The 16711-nt window shown below is 41.7% G+C and carries 12 protein-coding genes and 1 pseudogene; 5 read left to right on the top strand and 8 right to left on the bottom strand.

Annotation, left to right across the window (positions count from 1 at the left end; translation table 11 throughout):
- Positions 1-95 precede the first annotated feature (95 nt).
- The 4 genes and pseudogenes from ACM0P2_RS20050 to ACM0P2_RS20035 all read left to right on the top strand — a co-directional run bounded on the left by ACM0P2_RS20050 (position 96) and on the right by ACM0P2_RS20035 (position 5496).
- The gene (locus tag ACM0P2_RS20050; RefSeq protein WP_236547184.1) at positions 96-1520 is read left to right on the top strand and encodes a cellulase family glycosylhydrolase; all 1425 of its coding nucleotides are present in this window, start codon (positions 96-98) and stop codon (positions 1518-1520) included.
- A gap of 512 nt (positions 1521-2032) precedes the next feature.
- Positions 2033-2938 (top strand): hypothetical protein, encoded by a 906-nt coding sequence (locus tag ACM0P2_RS20045; RefSeq protein WP_159119886.1) that lies wholly within the window; start codon positions 2033-2035, stop codon positions 2936-2938.
- A gap of 98 nt (positions 2939-3036) precedes the next feature.
- A complete protein-coding gene (locus ACM0P2_RS20040; protein WP_159119887.1) occupies positions 3037-4206 on the top strand; it encodes a hypothetical protein in 1170 nt (389 codons plus the stop codon).
- Between the two features lie 139 nt (positions 4207-4345).
- A pseudogene (locus ACM0P2_RS20035) lies at positions 4346-5496 on the top strand (IS30 family transposase).
- 603 nt (positions 5497-6099) lie between these two features.
- Here ACM0P2_RS20035 and ACM0P2_RS20030 read toward each other — a convergent pair.
- From ACM0P2_RS20030 to ACM0P2_RS20005, 6 genes are all read right to left on the bottom strand, one after another.
- Complete coding sequence (locus tag ACM0P2_RS20030) at positions 6100-6393, bottom strand: hypothetical protein (RefSeq protein WP_159119888.1); 294 nt, start codon at positions 6391-6393, stop codon at positions 6100-6102.
- Positions 6394-6630: 237 nt separating this feature from the next.
- Positions 6631-11262, bottom strand: coding sequence for a S8 family serine peptidase (locus ACM0P2_RS20025; protein WP_419227753.1), 4632 nt, complete (start codon positions 11260-11262; stop codon positions 6631-6633).
- 294 nt (positions 11263-11556) lie between these two features.
- Entirely contained in the window at positions 11557-11805 is a 249-nt protein-coding gene (locus tag ACM0P2_RS20020; protein WP_159119890.1) for an Lrp/AsnC ligand binding domain-containing protein, read from the bottom strand.
- A 116-nt stretch (positions 11806-11921) separates the two neighbouring features.
- Positions 11922-12371, bottom strand: coding sequence for an HlyD family efflux transporter periplasmic adaptor subunit (locus tag ACM0P2_RS20015; RefSeq protein WP_159119891.1), 450 nt, complete (start codon positions 12369-12371; stop codon positions 11922-11924).
- On the bottom strand, positions 12340-12882 hold the full coding sequence (locus ACM0P2_RS20010) for an efflux RND transporter permease subunit (protein ID WP_236547185.1): 543 nt from the start codon (positions 12880-12882) through the stop codon (positions 12340-12342). Before ACM0P2_RS20010 ends, ACM0P2_RS20015 begins: the two co-directional genes overlap by 32 nt.
- Before the next feature lie 2 nt (positions 12883-12884).
- The gene (locus ACM0P2_RS20005) at positions 12885-13403 is read right to left on the bottom strand and encodes an efflux RND transporter permease subunit (protein ID WP_236547186.1); all 519 of its coding nucleotides are present in this window, start codon (positions 13401-13403) and stop codon (positions 12885-12887) included.
- Between the two features lie 398 nt (positions 13404-13801).
- On the opposite strand from ACM0P2_RS20005, the gene ACM0P2_RS20000 reads away from it, so the two are divergent.
- Positions 13802-14317: a hypothetical protein gene (locus ACM0P2_RS20000; protein ID WP_159119892.1), complete on the top strand. Its 516-nt coding sequence runs from the start codon at positions 13802-13804 to the stop codon at positions 14315-14317.
- Positions 14318-14493: 176 nt separating this feature from the next.
- Here the strand turns inward: ACM0P2_RS20000 and ACM0P2_RS19995 are convergent, their stop codons facing one another.
- Positions 14494-14730, bottom strand: coding sequence for a hypothetical protein (locus tag ACM0P2_RS19995; RefSeq protein ID WP_159119893.1), 237 nt, complete (start codon positions 14728-14730; stop codon positions 14494-14496).
- Between the two features lie 721 nt (positions 14731-15451).
- On the bottom strand, positions 15452-16711 hold the full coding sequence (locus ACM0P2_RS19990) for a glycoside hydrolase family 88 protein (protein WP_419227752.1): 1260 nt from the start codon (positions 16709-16711) through the stop codon (positions 15452-15454).

The raw sequence follows: 16711 nt of genomic DNA, 5'->3' as shown, positions 1-16711 counted from the left end.
GTAAATTTTTTACGGATAGCACCACATAGATGGAGAACAATCTGTTCATTTGTGCTCTGCCATCGTGCAACTAATAGAAACAACAAGAGGTTTTTATGATGAAACAATCCCTTTTGAGAACACTGCTATTTACTTTGCTGCTTCCACTGTTTGCAAATAATGTAGTACTTGCACAAGACATTAAACATGGCCTGCGCGATGAAGCAGGCCGACACATGATCCCGCGCGGCTTTGTAGTAAACACTAACGATGCGGGTGGAGAAGTTAACTTCTCACAAGAAGATTATGTGCGCATGGTACGAATGGGCGCCAATGTACAGGTGGTAAGATTAGAATTAGGTAAATTAAGCACTTTCGGTAATTCAACGTTTCAACCTGAATACTTAGCGCGTTTAAAACGTGCTGTTCGCCTTGGCAGAGAAGCGGGTATTAAAACCGTGTTTAAGTTAACGGTCTATGGCGCCAAAGGTTTTTCATGGCCAGACCTATACTTCAATCAAAATAAAGCGCAAGAAAAGTACATTAACGCATGGCGACATATTTGGGATGCATTTAAAGACAATGATGCAGTTATCGGCTATGACTTGGTAAACGAGCCGAGAAAAAAAGAACTTACACAGTCTTATGACGAGCTAACTAGCGATTATTTAATTCCGCTTTACGAAAAAATTATCGATGCCGCACTGCCCTACAGCGACGAAAAGTTGTTCTTGATTCAAACTATTTTTATGAACAAAGGTGAAGCAATAAACAAAAATCAGTACGCGGAAATTAAGAAAAGAGTAAACAGCAAAAACATTGTTTTTGCTCCACACATATACCAAGAGTATATCGACTACATCGCACCTACCATGGAACGGTTTGATAAAGAAGCAGACCTACTTCAAGCACCAATTTTGGTGGGGGAATGGGGATTTCCCACGTTACTTACCACCGATAAGTCTGTACAAGAACAACTCCACTACATCGAGTTTTATATTCGCACAGCGAAAATTTTTGACCAAATGGGTGTCGGTTCAATAAAAGCTTGGTTTTTAGGTAATCGTAGCTATCAGAATTTTTTGCCTGGAGGTGAATCGACCTGGGCGATTTTTTCGGATAAACAAGCCGACGGAACAGTTGAGCGAAAATATATCACCGATATAATTGCTCGCCCGTATCCGCAGTATATTGCCGGCGATATTAAAAACTTTATGTTTCATTTCGCCACCCGCACACTAGATCTCAATATCAAAACCGATAATAGTAAAGGGGCATCAAGAATATTCGTAGCAGCTGATCGCCACTACCCTGATGGATTCTCTATTCACGTCGGCGACGACATAATTCTAACACACAGTCCGATGAAAACAGGTTTTCGTGTGTATTCGTCTAAAGCCAATACGAAGCCCAGTGATTTTATCTGGGATGCAGACAGGCAGCAGCTGGTTGTGCTCGCCTGGCCCTCAAACGATGAGCTAGTTAATGTAAGAATAGAACCAGGGATTTACAGAGAACCAGATCCGGCTGCAAAGAATTAGACCTCGTAGCAAATACCTGATTATTACAGCCAAGGCGAGTAGGTTACAATTTAAGCTGCCATTAAGATTGATTGGGCTTACAAGGCTTTAAACAACAAAACAATCGAGTGGATAGTAACAATGAAATGCGACGGCCTAATAAACATCATCTAAAAGGTAAGCGATTTAAAAATTGAGTACCTCCTGTTCGACCGCTGCTATTTCTTCATTGCCTAACTAGTGGTGCAACATAAAGATTCAATATCATGCAGCGTGCAGATCGTTATAGATTTGTTAAATTTACGTTGCAAACTCGCTATTAATGATTTATTTTGACACGAATATGATTGATATTGATCGTTTTTAAGTGCGAATAATGATGGTTTTTCTGACGTCACGATAGCCTGTTGTTACTTTTTGATAATAGCTCGGCCATACCCGCTGCTTAAATTAACGCCCTACCAGTATCAAACTAATCGTCAATTAACGTAATTCAGATTTGATCTAGGTTTAGCAAAAAGAGATTAGCATAAATGAAAACACCAAAAATGTTCGGCTATACCACTGCCATATTTACAACGGCAATTTCCTTGTCCCTAACTACACCTGCAGCATTCGCTCAAGAGTCATTTAAAAGCTGGGATCCCAGATGGTCGGTTCTATCATCAGGTATCTCTCGTCCGCAAACCAACGAAGAGAGAAATGCCCTAAAGGAAGCCGTAGAAGACGGCACAATTGATACGCGCGGCACTCGTATTGACGTGAATAATTCAGACGTTGAGCGGACAAGTACTGGAACTCGCTCTCCAATGTCGAATAGCAAACTTCGCTGGCACAATCCTTTTAGTACTGGTTTTGACAACCCGACGAGTAGTCGTTGGTATCAAAAAGATGGAAATACACAGGTATTTCGTGTTTTTCCTGGCGACGAGAATTTGGCTACGTCTCGTGAGGGTGCAGGCCGTAGTGAAGCTTTCGCTCCAAACGACGGTATCCGATTTAACGATAATAAGACTATGACATTCTCTGCACGTTACCGGGTTCACGCCCACAATGGCAGTAAAGACGTCAAAATTTATCAGTCAAAGGCAACCGCAGAGGGGGGGTTTGATCCGGCGTGGGGAGTAGCGCTCTGGGTAGAGGCTGACGGTGACGTGGTGATCGTTAAACGCAGACAAAGAAAGTCAGACTGGGTTAAGATCGATACAGGCAAAAATGTTGGCGATAGCTTCAACTTCCGCGTGACCGATGATGGTCGCAACTACAAGGTGTTTATTGATAACGTTGAAATGGCCGACGACTCGTGGGATCGCGGTAACTTAAAGTCTGTATCACGTTGGGGCGCTTATGTTCAGGGTGGAGAAGACGGCGTACTTGACGGGCTCGTAAGTGACGCCCAAATCATATTCGTTAGTGGAGCAAGGGTGACCGTTAATTAACTCCGACCAGCTTACATTTCACCCTTGTTGTGTCATGCACCAAGGGTGCAATATGTAAACGTTAAGATTGGAATATTAACAACTTACTCAGTCAATATATGAAGTGGTCTCGTGAAAAATTAATGCTTCCTTTACTAATCGCTTGCATTGGTATGGTAGTAATCACTTTATGCTTTATACCTAATAACATTCAGCAAGCGGTAGACCCAGTGCGTCCCGCTGTCTCTCTTGGCCCTGTACATGACTCCAACACTGATTTAGGCAAAGGTATAGGGCCAAAGCACGTTTCATTAACTGCGCAAACAGAACAGTCCGATGACACAACGATATTAGAAAACTTATATCAGCTTATTGAGTCCAATCCTCGACAAGCAGCTGTTCTTTTAGACAGCATGAAATTGACTTCAAAAGGTGCACTTACTTTATCTTTAGTTAAGAATTGGAGTTTAACAGAGCCAGAAAATGCATTTAATTGGTATCAAACCCAAAAGGAGGTTCTGTCAGAGTCAGAATATGAAACTGGCATGAGAGCCTTGCTTCTGCGCTACGCTAAACACTCACCTCAGAAAGTATTTTATGATCTTCAGGAATATATTTCAGCTGAACATCACTCAGAAGTAATTGTTGCTGTGGCTGATGGTTGGGCAAATAACGATCCTGAACAATCAATAGTCTGGCTTAGAGAAATAGCAGCCCTAGGCTCAGTGCCAAAAACCACAATCGATGATGCTTACGCAAAAATCATGTCGCACTATCTCAATCATGCACCTAATTTAGCTTTCATTGTTTTGATGGAGTCGGAAGGAATTTTTAACACTGAACAAATCGTTCCTGAACTCGCAGTCAAACAAGCAGAAGAAGACTTGACTACAACAATTGATTGGCTGGCGGCTACTCAACCTGTGCATGTTCAAAATACTAGTTATATCGCAATGGCAAACGCAAGAGTGGAGAAAGATCCCGAAGGTGCTTTTCGGTTATTGACCGAAGTTAGAGAAGTCATAGCAAACAATGAACAAAGCTTTACAGAAGCGGTAGTCCGTTTAGTAAAGCGCGCTGACCATTGGATATGGAGTAATTTCAGAGAGATTCCGCTACATATGCATTATGCCGCATCTGCGGCACTTGCTGAGAGAGCATTAAGCGGGAAGTTACCTTTGGAAGAGTATCGACTATGGCTTATAAACTCTCCTAGTAAACAGGCCCTAGAAGGTGGTGAAGAAGCAATTAACAATTATCAGGAAACCGAATCTTTAAACGAGCCTTAAGACAAAGTCGATTCGGAGAGTGTAAAATATCTGTGTAAGTAGCATTCATAGCCAGCTAAGTTGGTCATTGTAGACTCAAGTGGTCAATGCAACAGTTATACTAAAATACTGATTTGCATGAGGACTGCTGATGAAGCGAATAAAACGTACGTTCACTCAAGATGAGCGAACACTTGTTTTTGATTTAGGGAAGCAAGGTGCTGGATTCAGTGATATTGGTCGTATCATTGAGGCAAAGCCGGGATCGGTATTCACAATTTTACGTGAAGATGGTGGCATTAAACCTAGACCAAGGCATCGTAATGTTTCCCACCTAACGCTATCAGAACGCGAGGAAATCCGCGTTTCGTTGTCTGCAAAGAAGAGCATTAAAGCGATAGCTAAACAACTAGGTCGCTCTCCTTCGACCATATCACGTGAAATCGCCAGAAATAGAGGGCGTAGATATTACAAAGCAGTTGATGCTGATAACCGTGCGAAACGAATTTCCAAGCGGCCAAAGCCAGGTGTTTTAGAGCAATACCCGGAGCTGAAAAAGTTGGTTATAGAGCTGCTGGAGTTGAAGTGGTCCCCAGAGCAAATATCTGGCTGGCTACGTGTCGAGTATTCTCGGCGTAAGAAAATGCAGGTATCACACGAAACCATTTATAAGTCATTGTACGTTAGGGCGAGGAACATCATTCATCACTCGTTGACTGAGCATTTACGAAGAAAGCGGCCTATGCGGCACAGTCGGTTTCATAGCCGTAAAGGTGATAGAGGCTCTATCAATATAGTTAATGGCATTTCAATTCACGAACGCTCAAAACATATTGATAATCGACGTTCCCTTGGCCACTGGAAAGGCGACTTAGTAACAGGCTCTAAAAACACTCATATTGCCACATTAGTAGACCGGAAATCGCGTTTCACAATCATCTTGAAGTTAGCAGGAAAAGACGCAGATTCAGTGAATTCGGTTTTGTTAGCGATGTTTAAAAAAATGCCCTCTAATTACCGCCAATCGCTTACATGGGATAGGGGTATGGAACTGGCTAAACATAGCGTTTTAACAGCGGAATTTGGCATGCCAGTATACTTCTGCGATCCACGATGTCCATGGCAACGAGGTACGAATGAAAACACTAATAGTCTTATTCGACAATATTTCCCTAAAAAGACGGATCTATCACTGCACTCTCAAGACCGACTCAGTGAAGTCACAACTCAACTAAATGAACGACCAAGAAAACATTGAAATTTAAAACACCGTCACACATGATTGAAAGGAGTGTTGCGGTGTTCACTTGAACTTACAATGGCGAGCTTAGCAATGTTGCTGTACTCGTAATTTCGTTAGCGTTAATTTTCAAAGCATGTAATTCCCAAGCTCGTAGCCCATCCTCGCGAAAGCTGGTGTTAAATTGTTTAATATAAAACCGTTACCTTGATTTTATACTAACACATCGCTTGCCGCTTTATGACAGTAAAACAACTGGAGTACTAAGTCATTTCAATCTTTTATACTCCTTCCGCATCTGTGAATTTTTAAGCAGAGAAGCGCGATGAACAATCCTTCAATAATCATGTGGTAAAACTTCCAACGATTTTGTAAGGTGTGAGGTGGTACGTGGTGCACTGTCTTTCCTAGAATTGGTATTTAATCCCAGCCTGAATAGCTTGTATATCGCCAATGCTGCTGAATGTATTGGCATAGGCCAAAGAAACAATGATCTTATCGCTTGCAAGCAACTCGGCGACTACTTTTACACTAAAATCTAGACCTTCAAGCTCACCTTCTGCCTCGGGACCGCGGTTCAGGAAAGCACTTTTACGTATTTCAGCATTCTAGTTACTCACACCTATCATTGGGATAATGCTGAAGCGTTTTGTGATTGGAAGTGTACGCCCAACTCATGCTTTAAGTTCCACGATCCCATACAAATCTGTTAAACCCAGAGATAAAGCTTGATTACCAGAACCGTTTACATTGCCTTCTATAACAATATTATTCGACCATCTATAAGAAATCGAAGCAGAAGTTGCAGTACCTACGTCACTTATCTCATCAGTAGAAATGTCGTCGATAACGCCATCATCTATTTTGAATTCGCCTACTCCTGTTTCTAAGCCAATAACAAATTTTCCCTCAGCAATTACCGGACTACAGAAAGCACACACAATTACAATTGTCCAAGCTTTAAACATTGTTTTTTCCTTTCAAAGATTATGATTTAAACAAGACATTATACAAATGGAGCTTCTCTCATATGACTACAGACACAAGCAGACACATTTACCCACTATTTTTGAGAGATTCCCGAACCGTAGCTAGATTTTCGTTTGTCGAATGAATAAAAGTATTTACATCAACAAACCTCACAATTTTTCTGACTTCGATAGAGTGCAGATAAACCTGCACCCTATCGATTTATTTACCTTCTGCTAAAAGCTTGGTCTTTGTGTAAAGCTAGGCATTACAACCACCAAGGCCTTTGCTGTACTCGTATTACCTTTTCCATCAGATGCTTCCAGCTGCAATTCAATTCTACTGCCAAACGACGCATTTGACGCGTTGACCGTAAGTATCGGATTAGTATTGTCATCGATCACGATGTCTGGCCCTGCAGTTTGTGTCCACAAATATTCAAGCTCATCGCCATTTGAGTCACTTGCATCACCAGTCAAGGTAATTTCAGTAGTGAAGCTACTAAAGAAAATAGGCTTTCCATTAATGCTTACTTCTGGCGCAGCCTCAATTTCAACAGCGTTATTGGGGATCACCGGCTCAATCAGCGTAAAATCATCATCGATAACCTCAGAAGAAGCTTCAAACGTAAGGCTGTTACCTTCAAAAAACCCAGTCACAGTCAATGTAAAAGGTAGCTCCTTTTCTTCACCTGGTTGTTCCAAATACATGCAAATGAAACGGTCTGCTACGACATCTTTTGTGATGTCACCAATGACACTTTCACCATTAGAATAAGTGAACATCTCACCTTCGGTGCCTGCAAAATTTTCATAGCCAATAACTACTGGCGCTTGGTTGCCTAAGTCATGTTCTACATCTCGATATGCAAATATAATGTTAGGCTCATCTTCAGCTGGTACTTGGTTAAATAATGCTTGAAAGCTAATGGTATCATTGCTTCTTTCAATACCAGCGGCTTCGGATTTAAAGCGCATTTTATCCCACTCAACGACAATTAGTTGAAAATTGGATGTGGTGCCAAAATACATATTGCCTCCGTTTTCACGATCGATTACTAAATCACGCCAAAATGGAGCTATCAGGCCATTAAGTATAAATTGATCTGGCATCGCTCTAGGATTATTCGATAAACCAGAAGTATTGAAAACAACTGACCTAGAAAATTCATCAATCGAAATCAGCCCGTTTTCAAAGATAGACAACACATATGGAATACCCTCTGGTGTTTCTGTTCTGCCCAAAAATGACGGACTAATATCCAATAACTGAACGATACCATCGGATGCCTCGCTGGTTAGTAAGGGAGGTACACCTAATTCAGATAAGGGAATATAACCACCGTTTAGTCCAGCGCTAAGTGGCGTTTGACACATATTATCATTTTCATTGGTTGTAAAACGATAGCTAGGGGCGTTCTTAATAGTTGATAACTGCACTATGTCCCATGACAGTGTATTTTCACTAATTGAGAATGTAGCGTTGTCAGGCAATGAGCGCATGTCAGGCAAAACGCCTTTTGGTAAATCAATAACAACATTGTAACGTCTATCGTTGGGACCTAAGTTAGTCGCCACTTTGACTTTGTAATCAACTTTTTGTCCCTTGTTTATCCTGTCAAACTGCTCAGTTGTTATAGAGATGTCATCTTCTAGTTTCGTTAAGTTAATCGGTACTGCCGCAAATTCATTACCTGCTGTACCCTCGACACCAAAGGTAACTACACCATAATATTTTGATGGATTTTGGTCATCTTCTATGGACCAAACAAAGCGAAGGTTAGACGTTATACCATCTTCACTTAATGTATTTGCTACACTCACTACGTCATCGTTGAAGCTCTCTACATAGGTAAATTCGAGCCCAAAATCATTTGTAGCACCTTCGATAAAGTTGTTTTTATTTTGTAGCACTATCCAATAATCACCTTTGTCGGGTCGAACTAAATCAAGAGCACCGCCACCAAACTCAGAATCGAAAGACTGAATAAGCTCAAATGCTTCCGGTAATCCGTTTTGATTACGATCATGAATAAGGTAAAGACTATACTCTGAAGCTGTCGTTTCAGTTACTTCAAAAACGACTCTTGTTGTTACGTCAAAGGTGGAAATAGGAATAACAAGTGTTCCATCTTCGAGGTTATCAAAAACAGATTCGTTATCACTATCAATAGGAACGGGAATATTAAACGATTGTGGTCGTGCCATACTAGTATTGATAGTAAGGTCTTGAGGATTACCAATAAAAAAGTCACCAAATACTTGTGAATCAGTATTACGTTTCGCATTGATATTCACGACATCAGGAACACTTATACTCGATTGGCTCACTAATATCGGCATATGCAGTTCTGGACTGCTAGTAGACGACAATACTACTTGACCAAACGTCCAATCTTTTCCAACTAAGGTTCTGCTACGAAGCTCAAAATTGATTGTTTGAGACTCACCTTCATCAAGCTCGAATGTCTGTGGCGACGCTACGACAGTTATATCGTTCGATTCAGTTTGTGTATTAACCACCCACGAACCGTCTTGGGTTGCCGTTACCGTTCGAGTCCACGAACAAGATATCAAACAGTTGGAGTCAGTTAAACTTGGCAGGTTAAGTGTCTTCTCATCGCCACCGTCAGCTGGGTTAGCCATGGCATAATTTACATCTAACTCGTCCATAACAAGACCAGCCTTAGCTGCTAAATCAACACGAATACGACCTGAACCCATGACTAATGCGTCGGCGGGTGTACTACCATCTTCCAATGTCACAGTGCGTTCTGCTGTCATTGATAAGGCTGAACGTATATTGTCTGGCGTCCAACTTGGGTGTAACCCTTTTAACAATGCTGCAGCACCAGTAACATGGGGGCTTGCCATAGAAGTACCACTGAGCAATCTGAAGTCGCTCGCGTTAGGACCTGTACCGTCTTTTCCAAATTGTTGATCTGCATTGGCTGCATATATAGATACACCAGGCGCTGCTAGCGTAGGGGATAGTGTATCAATCTCTTGATTGGGACCCCGCGATGAAAAATCGGCAATAGCATCAACTCTATCAGGGTTGAACTGCTCGCCCGCAATTGGAGCAAATATTGTACCTTGGTGCTGCGAACCCGAAGTTAGCCATTGCTTCAGGCTATCACCATCTGACTGCCTCAAATGGATACCTGGAATAGAGAATTCATTGGCTATAAGTGTGTCAGCTGTTTCTGCAGTATTTACAACGATAATCCCAGACGCGCCACCGGCCTCGACATTACGAGATTTTGTGACCATGCCAATATCTCCACGGTCGCAAACAACAATATTATTTTCAAATGTTCCAGCAGGGAACGGTACTAAACATTTTGCCGCAATCTCGTTGGTTTCATTGGGTATTGTAAAATCACCGGCATACACAATACTCCCGGTTGTCATATCACCTATACCTTGACCCGCCATAGGTGATAAATCGAATGCGCCACCACTAAATTGGCCCAGTGTGTTTCCCAAAGTAAACTGTCGTCCATGTTCAGTTGCTGCAACGGATGTATACCAAGGCGCTGATTTATTTGTACCTTGTCGGCCAGAATTTCCTGCCGAAGTGGCAACAAACATACCGGAATTTCGAGCAGCTAAAAATGCGTTCTCTACCGCGTTATTCCAAGGGTTTCCTGGAGGACTCGATATAGAATAGTTCAACACGTCAACGCCATCTTTGATAGCGTCTTCAATAGCCAAGACACTCGCCACTAAACTACACCCACCGTATGTGTCACCAGTGCCACCGGGGCTGCATACTTGATATGAAATAATATTGGCATGTGGCGCAACACCTGAAAGGCGGTCAAGGCTTAAACCCAGTGGAATACCATCACTCTCCTCAACTTTGGAAGTTGCTTGAAGTGGAACATCAAACAATACGTTTCCACCTGCGGTGCTAGCAACGTGACTGCCATGTCCACTATAGTCTTCCCCATTTGCAGGCAGGCCTGGTGGAAACACAGAGGAGTCGCTATAGTTATCTGTAATCAGATTGTAGCTGCGCACACCAATCAATTTATCATTACAAAGCTCTGGAAAACCATTGGCGCAATCCCCAACGTAATTGCCTTTACCTAAAGGGTTTGTGTGCGCATATCCATCGTCGCCTACCGCGGCAAATGAAGGATGGTCAGTATTGATACCACTATCGATAATACCAATCACTATACCTTCGCCCATTTCAGATAAACCGTTGGAAGCGCTGCCGCTCCATACTGCTGGAGCGCCTATTAATGACGGCCCAACATCAGTTTCTATTTCGACTGTTACGTCACGCTCAACGGCTAATACACCATCAAGCCTCGCTATTTTTTCGGCTTCCTCTGGTGTGACCTTTAGCACCACGCCATTCATTGCAAACTGGAGGGAAGCAATAACTTGATTGGCTGGCGCAACATTGTATATGGAATCCATCATACTCTGTTGCTTGCCTTTCAAATAGCGCACATATGATTCAATATGACCTGCATCTTTTACAATTTTTTGGACAGCGCTGTCTGATAAAAAACGATTGTTCATTTTCATCAGTTTCATATGTGGGTTTGTTGCTTCTAAACCTGGTACTGAGCCTTGATAAAGAGGGACGGGTTTGTCTTTAAACCTTACGACGTATTTATAAGGCGTGCCCTCAACTAGTTCATGGTCATAGTGCTCAATCTTAAATGTTCTGTTACCTGTTATTTGCGTGTCTGGGTCGATGATTCGAACTGGTGCGACATTTTCAGGTGACCAAATTTTCCTAGCTTCAATATCATCTGCGGTGTCAGCAGCAGCATAGTTTATCGAAAAGGAGGCCACGATAGACGCGGTCAACGCGACCGTGTTTGCCTTGGAAAGGTGCTTTTTCATAATTTTTCTCTTATTTATATATCCTGCTTGGCAGCAGATAAATGTTTAACGCCAACGCTAAAAAGGCACTATGCCTTTTTAGCGTATATTTCCATGCAGCTTCGCCACAAGGAAACACGCTTAAACCCTCTCTAGAATATCGCGGAAGTTTTGTGGTAGAACATAATGAAACGAAGTTAAAAAAGGCAATTCCCTTAGAAATCCCTTGGCTTTTCGCGATTTTTAATGGAAATAAACGGTGCGAATAAATTGACTTAGCACTGTTACATTTTTTTGATAGTTAGTCGCACTGAGTCAATATTTTTCAACATACTGAGGGATTACATCATCAAAAGGCATACACATGACAAACTTGGTATTGGTGTCACAGTAATCAATAAGTTTTTCAATTAAGCTGTCTAAGGCAGACAAAGAGGTAACACCTACCTTGACAATAAACGTTGTTGGGCCGGTGATATTATAAATTTTAATAATTTCATCTTGCTCAAGAAGCAAAGCCTTAAATGCTCGCTCTTTTGTGCGATGGACCTCACATTCGATCAAAGCCGTAATAGGAATCGCGATTTTTCGAGGTTGATGATGGGCTGATAACCCATAATCACACCTTCTTGTTCTAACCTTCTGACTCTTTCGGAGTATGAAAAAATCAAAACGATGTACTACCCGCTGTGTCGGCTTAATTGAAAGCTACCTATAGCGAAAGTACAAGATTTCAAACCTACTCGTACTTCCATCATACGCGAAGTGCCGTTGCCAATGGGGATAACACCTTTAATGTTTTCTGACAGTGTTTGCTGTTTATTAGATACCTTTACTGTCATTCCAGCTTGTATAAAAGGGATCGCGGTAAGCGGTGCCCTTACACTTACTTCAATGTTATTTGGATTGACCACTCTAAGTAAAGGCATGCCCAACCGCGTATATTCTCCGATAGACTGAAGTTGCTCAACGACTAAGGCGTCAAACGGAGCGGTCAATTGGCTATGTTCAATGTGATAGGCGGTTAATTCGACGGCCAGCTCTGCTTGTGCAAATTCTTGTTGTGCAACTTCTAGTTGAGATGCGATTTCGTCCAAATTATCTTTCGAAATGTTGTTCAGTGTAGTCATAGACAACAAGCGCTGTTGTCGTTTTTTCAATAGCGGCATCAAGCACCATACCAACTGAAAAAGCTAGTCCTGCAAGTGATATAACATTTAGAGAACTTCCGGTAATCAGCAGTATTATTGCAGTGCTTAATAAACAAATGGGAATAGACGTAGCAACAGTGATCGTTGCTCTAATCTGGCGTAAAAACAGCCACAATACTCCCACAGCAAGTAACACACCGATAGCAAGATTGCTGGTGACTAAATTAATCGCTCTGTAAATAAATACCGAGGCATCGAATGATTGTTCCATGATTAAGTTGTTTTTCGCCAATAAGGTACTGTTAAGAGAAGATACTCTTGTTTTTACTGCCTCAAGTGTAGCTAAAGCATTGGCATCATTTTCCTTATTGAAATATACGGCGAAAGCTGGGTTACCGTTTTGTATACTGGTAGAGGACACGTTATTAGGCTGCACTTTGATATCTGCGATATCGCTGAGTAAGATGGGATTACCATTTCGCCATTCCAATACTAACTGCCCAATGTTGTCGGGCGAATCGTATTTTCAAAGTAAGATACATAGCTTTGAATATTCGCGTCACTACTTGGAAGGATTTGCAAAAAGAAAGCGGTAAGATATTGAGAGCTAGTACCTTGACTCGCCAAATTAATAGTCGGTGATAGTGCATCTCTGGGTAAAGGCGGCAAGCGATTCATTCTACTTGTCACATCAACCAAGGTCTTTTGCATATCCGTTTCTAAACTAAAGATAAGATTGATCGTTGCTCTGCCTTGATCAGCCGTGGCATCTAATCTCTGCAAGCCGGGAATGCCACGCAATACCTCTTCTTGAGGCTCTACAAGCTCAGACTCTACTTCTTTTGGCGAAGCAGCGCGCCAACTGGTTTGAATTGATATTTGGGGACTCTCGATATCTGGAAATAGCTGCATGGGTAAATTAGATAGACTGTAAACACCCAATACAGCGGCTATTGCAACGACGATGAATACAACTGAAGAATTTTCTATGGCCTTTTTAATAACTTTCATATTTATTTACAAAGATTGGGAGTTGATGGCGGTTATAAGCCTGGTTCTGTCTTAAGAAAGATAAGTGCTATGCTTGAATTGATTTTTAAGTTGAATTACATCTTAAGAGTAAACAACCTAAAAACAATCACTCACCGCAAGATAGTCGGCCGTATAAAATGTTTCTTTTATCGCTCTATCGTGGAAATATGCAATTGGTAGAGATTCGTTTGTGTTACATTCAAAATGTATGGTTAGGCTTTTTTTAACTTGCATAAGGGCATACGTGCACACCCTGAATTATAAAAATAAAGTGTTTATCACAATAAGATGAACGGTCGTATTTTGATGCTCAACTCGCTTATCTACTCTCGAAATTCATATACATTAAAAGCCAATGTTAAAAATGGTGAAATAAAATGATGAACTCTTTACGGTTGCGCTCTCTGTTTTTCGTAGCGCTAGTTGGCATAAGCGGTGCGCACAGCCTTCCAGTGTTAGCGCAAACTACAGAAAAAGAAGCCTTATCTAAACTGTCCTTTATGATTGGTGACTGGGTTGGAACCTCAATCAGTTATGAAAAAGACGGATCAAGTGAAAGCATTTCAGTTAGGGAAAAAATAGCTTACCAATTGAGCGGTAATCTGATTAATCTTCTAGTAAGTTCCAACGCCTTAGAATTGCAAACTGTTGTTCGCTACAGTGTTGAAGACGGAAAGTACTATTACCACCCCTTTACTAAAAATAGCACAGGAGAATTTGAGGGGATTATGGAAGATGAGAAATTTGTCGTGAAAATTAATGATACCTATCGCCTTACGTTTGAAAAAACAAACACTGGCTTCAGAGAATATGGTACTAGATTAAAAGACGGAAAATGGATTAAAGCGTTTCAAGACGAGTTACACAGTATCAACAACGTACAAGAAGAATAAACGCTGTTTTGCACCCTTTTTTCAGCTGGACTAATGACTTGTTTTGCATACTTCAAATTGAAATTTGGCAATGAAGCGGTGAATTAAACGTTAGCCAAATAGTTGAGCTTGCTGGGCATTGGTATTGCAAACTTGTCTGTGAAACTTGGTGCCTCAACGTCATCAAATGACGGTGATTAGATAGATTCATTTCGTGGTGGCGCTTTGCATGTGTTAGCAGTAATAAAAGAGCCATTCTTATCAAAGTGCTTTAATATCTTCGCGGTGATGTCTGGCTCTGTAATGCAGGCGATTTCTTTGACATTGTTGCTGTAAAACGCATCGCAAGTTGAAATATCAATGTTGAATACTCTTTTTAAGCGCTGAGCCCACGACATACTGCGGGCATGGTATGGTTTATCTGAATCTTTCATATGCTTTGCTAGGACTATTCAATTCTTACCACACCGCGAGGCCGCGACTTCTGCTCGTGCATTGGCATCGGCCGCAAATACCCATTAAAAACGGATAAAATTGAGCCTGGATTGTAGAACAAGGCGGCCAGCCTAATATTAAAGTCAATCGGTGAATAAAATACGCGCATTGTTTCAGCTGTCTATGGCATTTTGAGTTCATACCTGACGTTGCCTGTGGTAGCTAGGCTTAAGCGTTTTCACTCACAGCTGGCCTCGCTATATATCTATACAATCACTCTAGTTTATCTTTTTGGTGGGTATCAGTAAAAACTCTGCATGTAAGCTATATTTGCTAGTTAGTCAAAGTTTTGCGGTCTTTGGCTTGCAATTTTTTCAAGGTGCAATAATTTCTTACCAAGACCCTTCCATACTGCCATGCGATAGTTGACTGATGAGGCCTGTAAGGGCAATAAACTATCTTCGTGATAGATTGGCAAGTTTAGAAAGTTGTTGTCCATGTCACGTTGGATCAGCCAATCTGGCTAGCAAAGTTTGGTCGATTCAACACACTTCAAATGCTGCTTTACGCATTGAGTTCTATTAGTGCATGCCAGCTATGCTTAAGTTCTTATAATCAGTTCTGAAATATCGAGCGAAAGCTCACGCTCACCACTTGATTTTAATTGCATAACCCGTGCCAAAAGCACGGGTTTAGTGACATTCGTTGATGCTCGTAGTATTAGATTGCCTTACAGCGATTTAATGCCTGCAGATAATAGTAATCGCCATAATTTAACGAGGCATTTAACTCATCATTTGCCGGGAAGTTCCCTGTAGCCTGTTTTAACAAGAAGTGGCCGTTTTCGCCTATATCAGCCAAATAAGCAGGTGAAGATAGTGTCCGCAGCATTTTCATAGCGGCATCGTAATAACGCTCTGACTCGGCCCCTTCAACAAACGTCGATAGCTCTAGTAGCGCACTTGCAACCAACGAAGCCGCAGACGAATCTCGGTACAACGTCGTACCTTCATGTTTCGGTGCATCGTAGTCAAAATAAGGTATTAAATCATCGGGCATATTGGGGTGGCTGAGGATGTAGTTTGCGATGCCGCGAGCATGATCTAAGAACTTCTCTTCTTGGCTAAATCGATATGACATGGTGTAACCATATAATCCCCACCCCTGTCCGCGCGACCATGAAGAATCGTCAGCAATACCTTGGAAAGTTTGCTTCCAATTAGGTTTACCCGTATCTCTATTGTAATTCACCAAGTGAAAAGAACTGTAGTCTTCACGGAAGTGATGCTCCATAGTGACAGTCGCATGGCTGATGGCAGCTTTGCGGTAAACTGGGTCACCGGTTATTTCAGATGCACGGTACAACAATTCCAGATTCATCATGTTGTCTATAATGACCGGGAATTCCCATGTTCCCCAACTCCAAGAATACGTTACACCGATTTTGGGGTTATAACGTTCCATTAATGTTTTTGCCGCGTTCACGATTACTGTTTCGTATTTTTTATTGTCTGTTAGGCGAAGGCCGTTTCCGAAACTGTCGTAGATAATAAACCCAATATCATGGGTTTTACGGTTAAATTGATTTTTTTCTAATGCGAGCGTCCACTCGTTTGCCGTATCTAACCAACTTTGATCTTGGCTATGTTCGTATAGATTCCAGAAACTGCCAGCAACAAAACCGGTAGTCCAACCTAGCATGGGTTCTAGCCTTGGCTTACCTTGGCTATAAGACCTAGGAACTTTCTTAGGGTCGGTATATGCTTTTCTGAATCCGTCATACTGAATAGTTGCGTGATCCAATGCTGCCTCGCAAAACTTAGCATTATTTTCCGGCCAATCAATTTTCTTAGAATAAGTGACAGTGTTAGGTACTTTTTCTTTTACTACGGTAGCGCTGGCTTGCTCATCTGTTGCGCTGCACGCATATAAAAGACAAGCAGCCAAAATGGAGGTAATCATTTGCAGTTTTTTGTTCAT

It is taken from the genome of Alteromonas sp. OM2203, assembly GCF_048517045.1.
Lineage (GTDB): Bacteria > Pseudomonadota > Gammaproteobacteria > Enterobacterales > Alteromonadaceae > Alteromonas > Alteromonas gracilis.
Note: the sequence above shows the minus strand (reverse complement) of the source record. Positions and strands in the feature narration are given on the sequence as shown.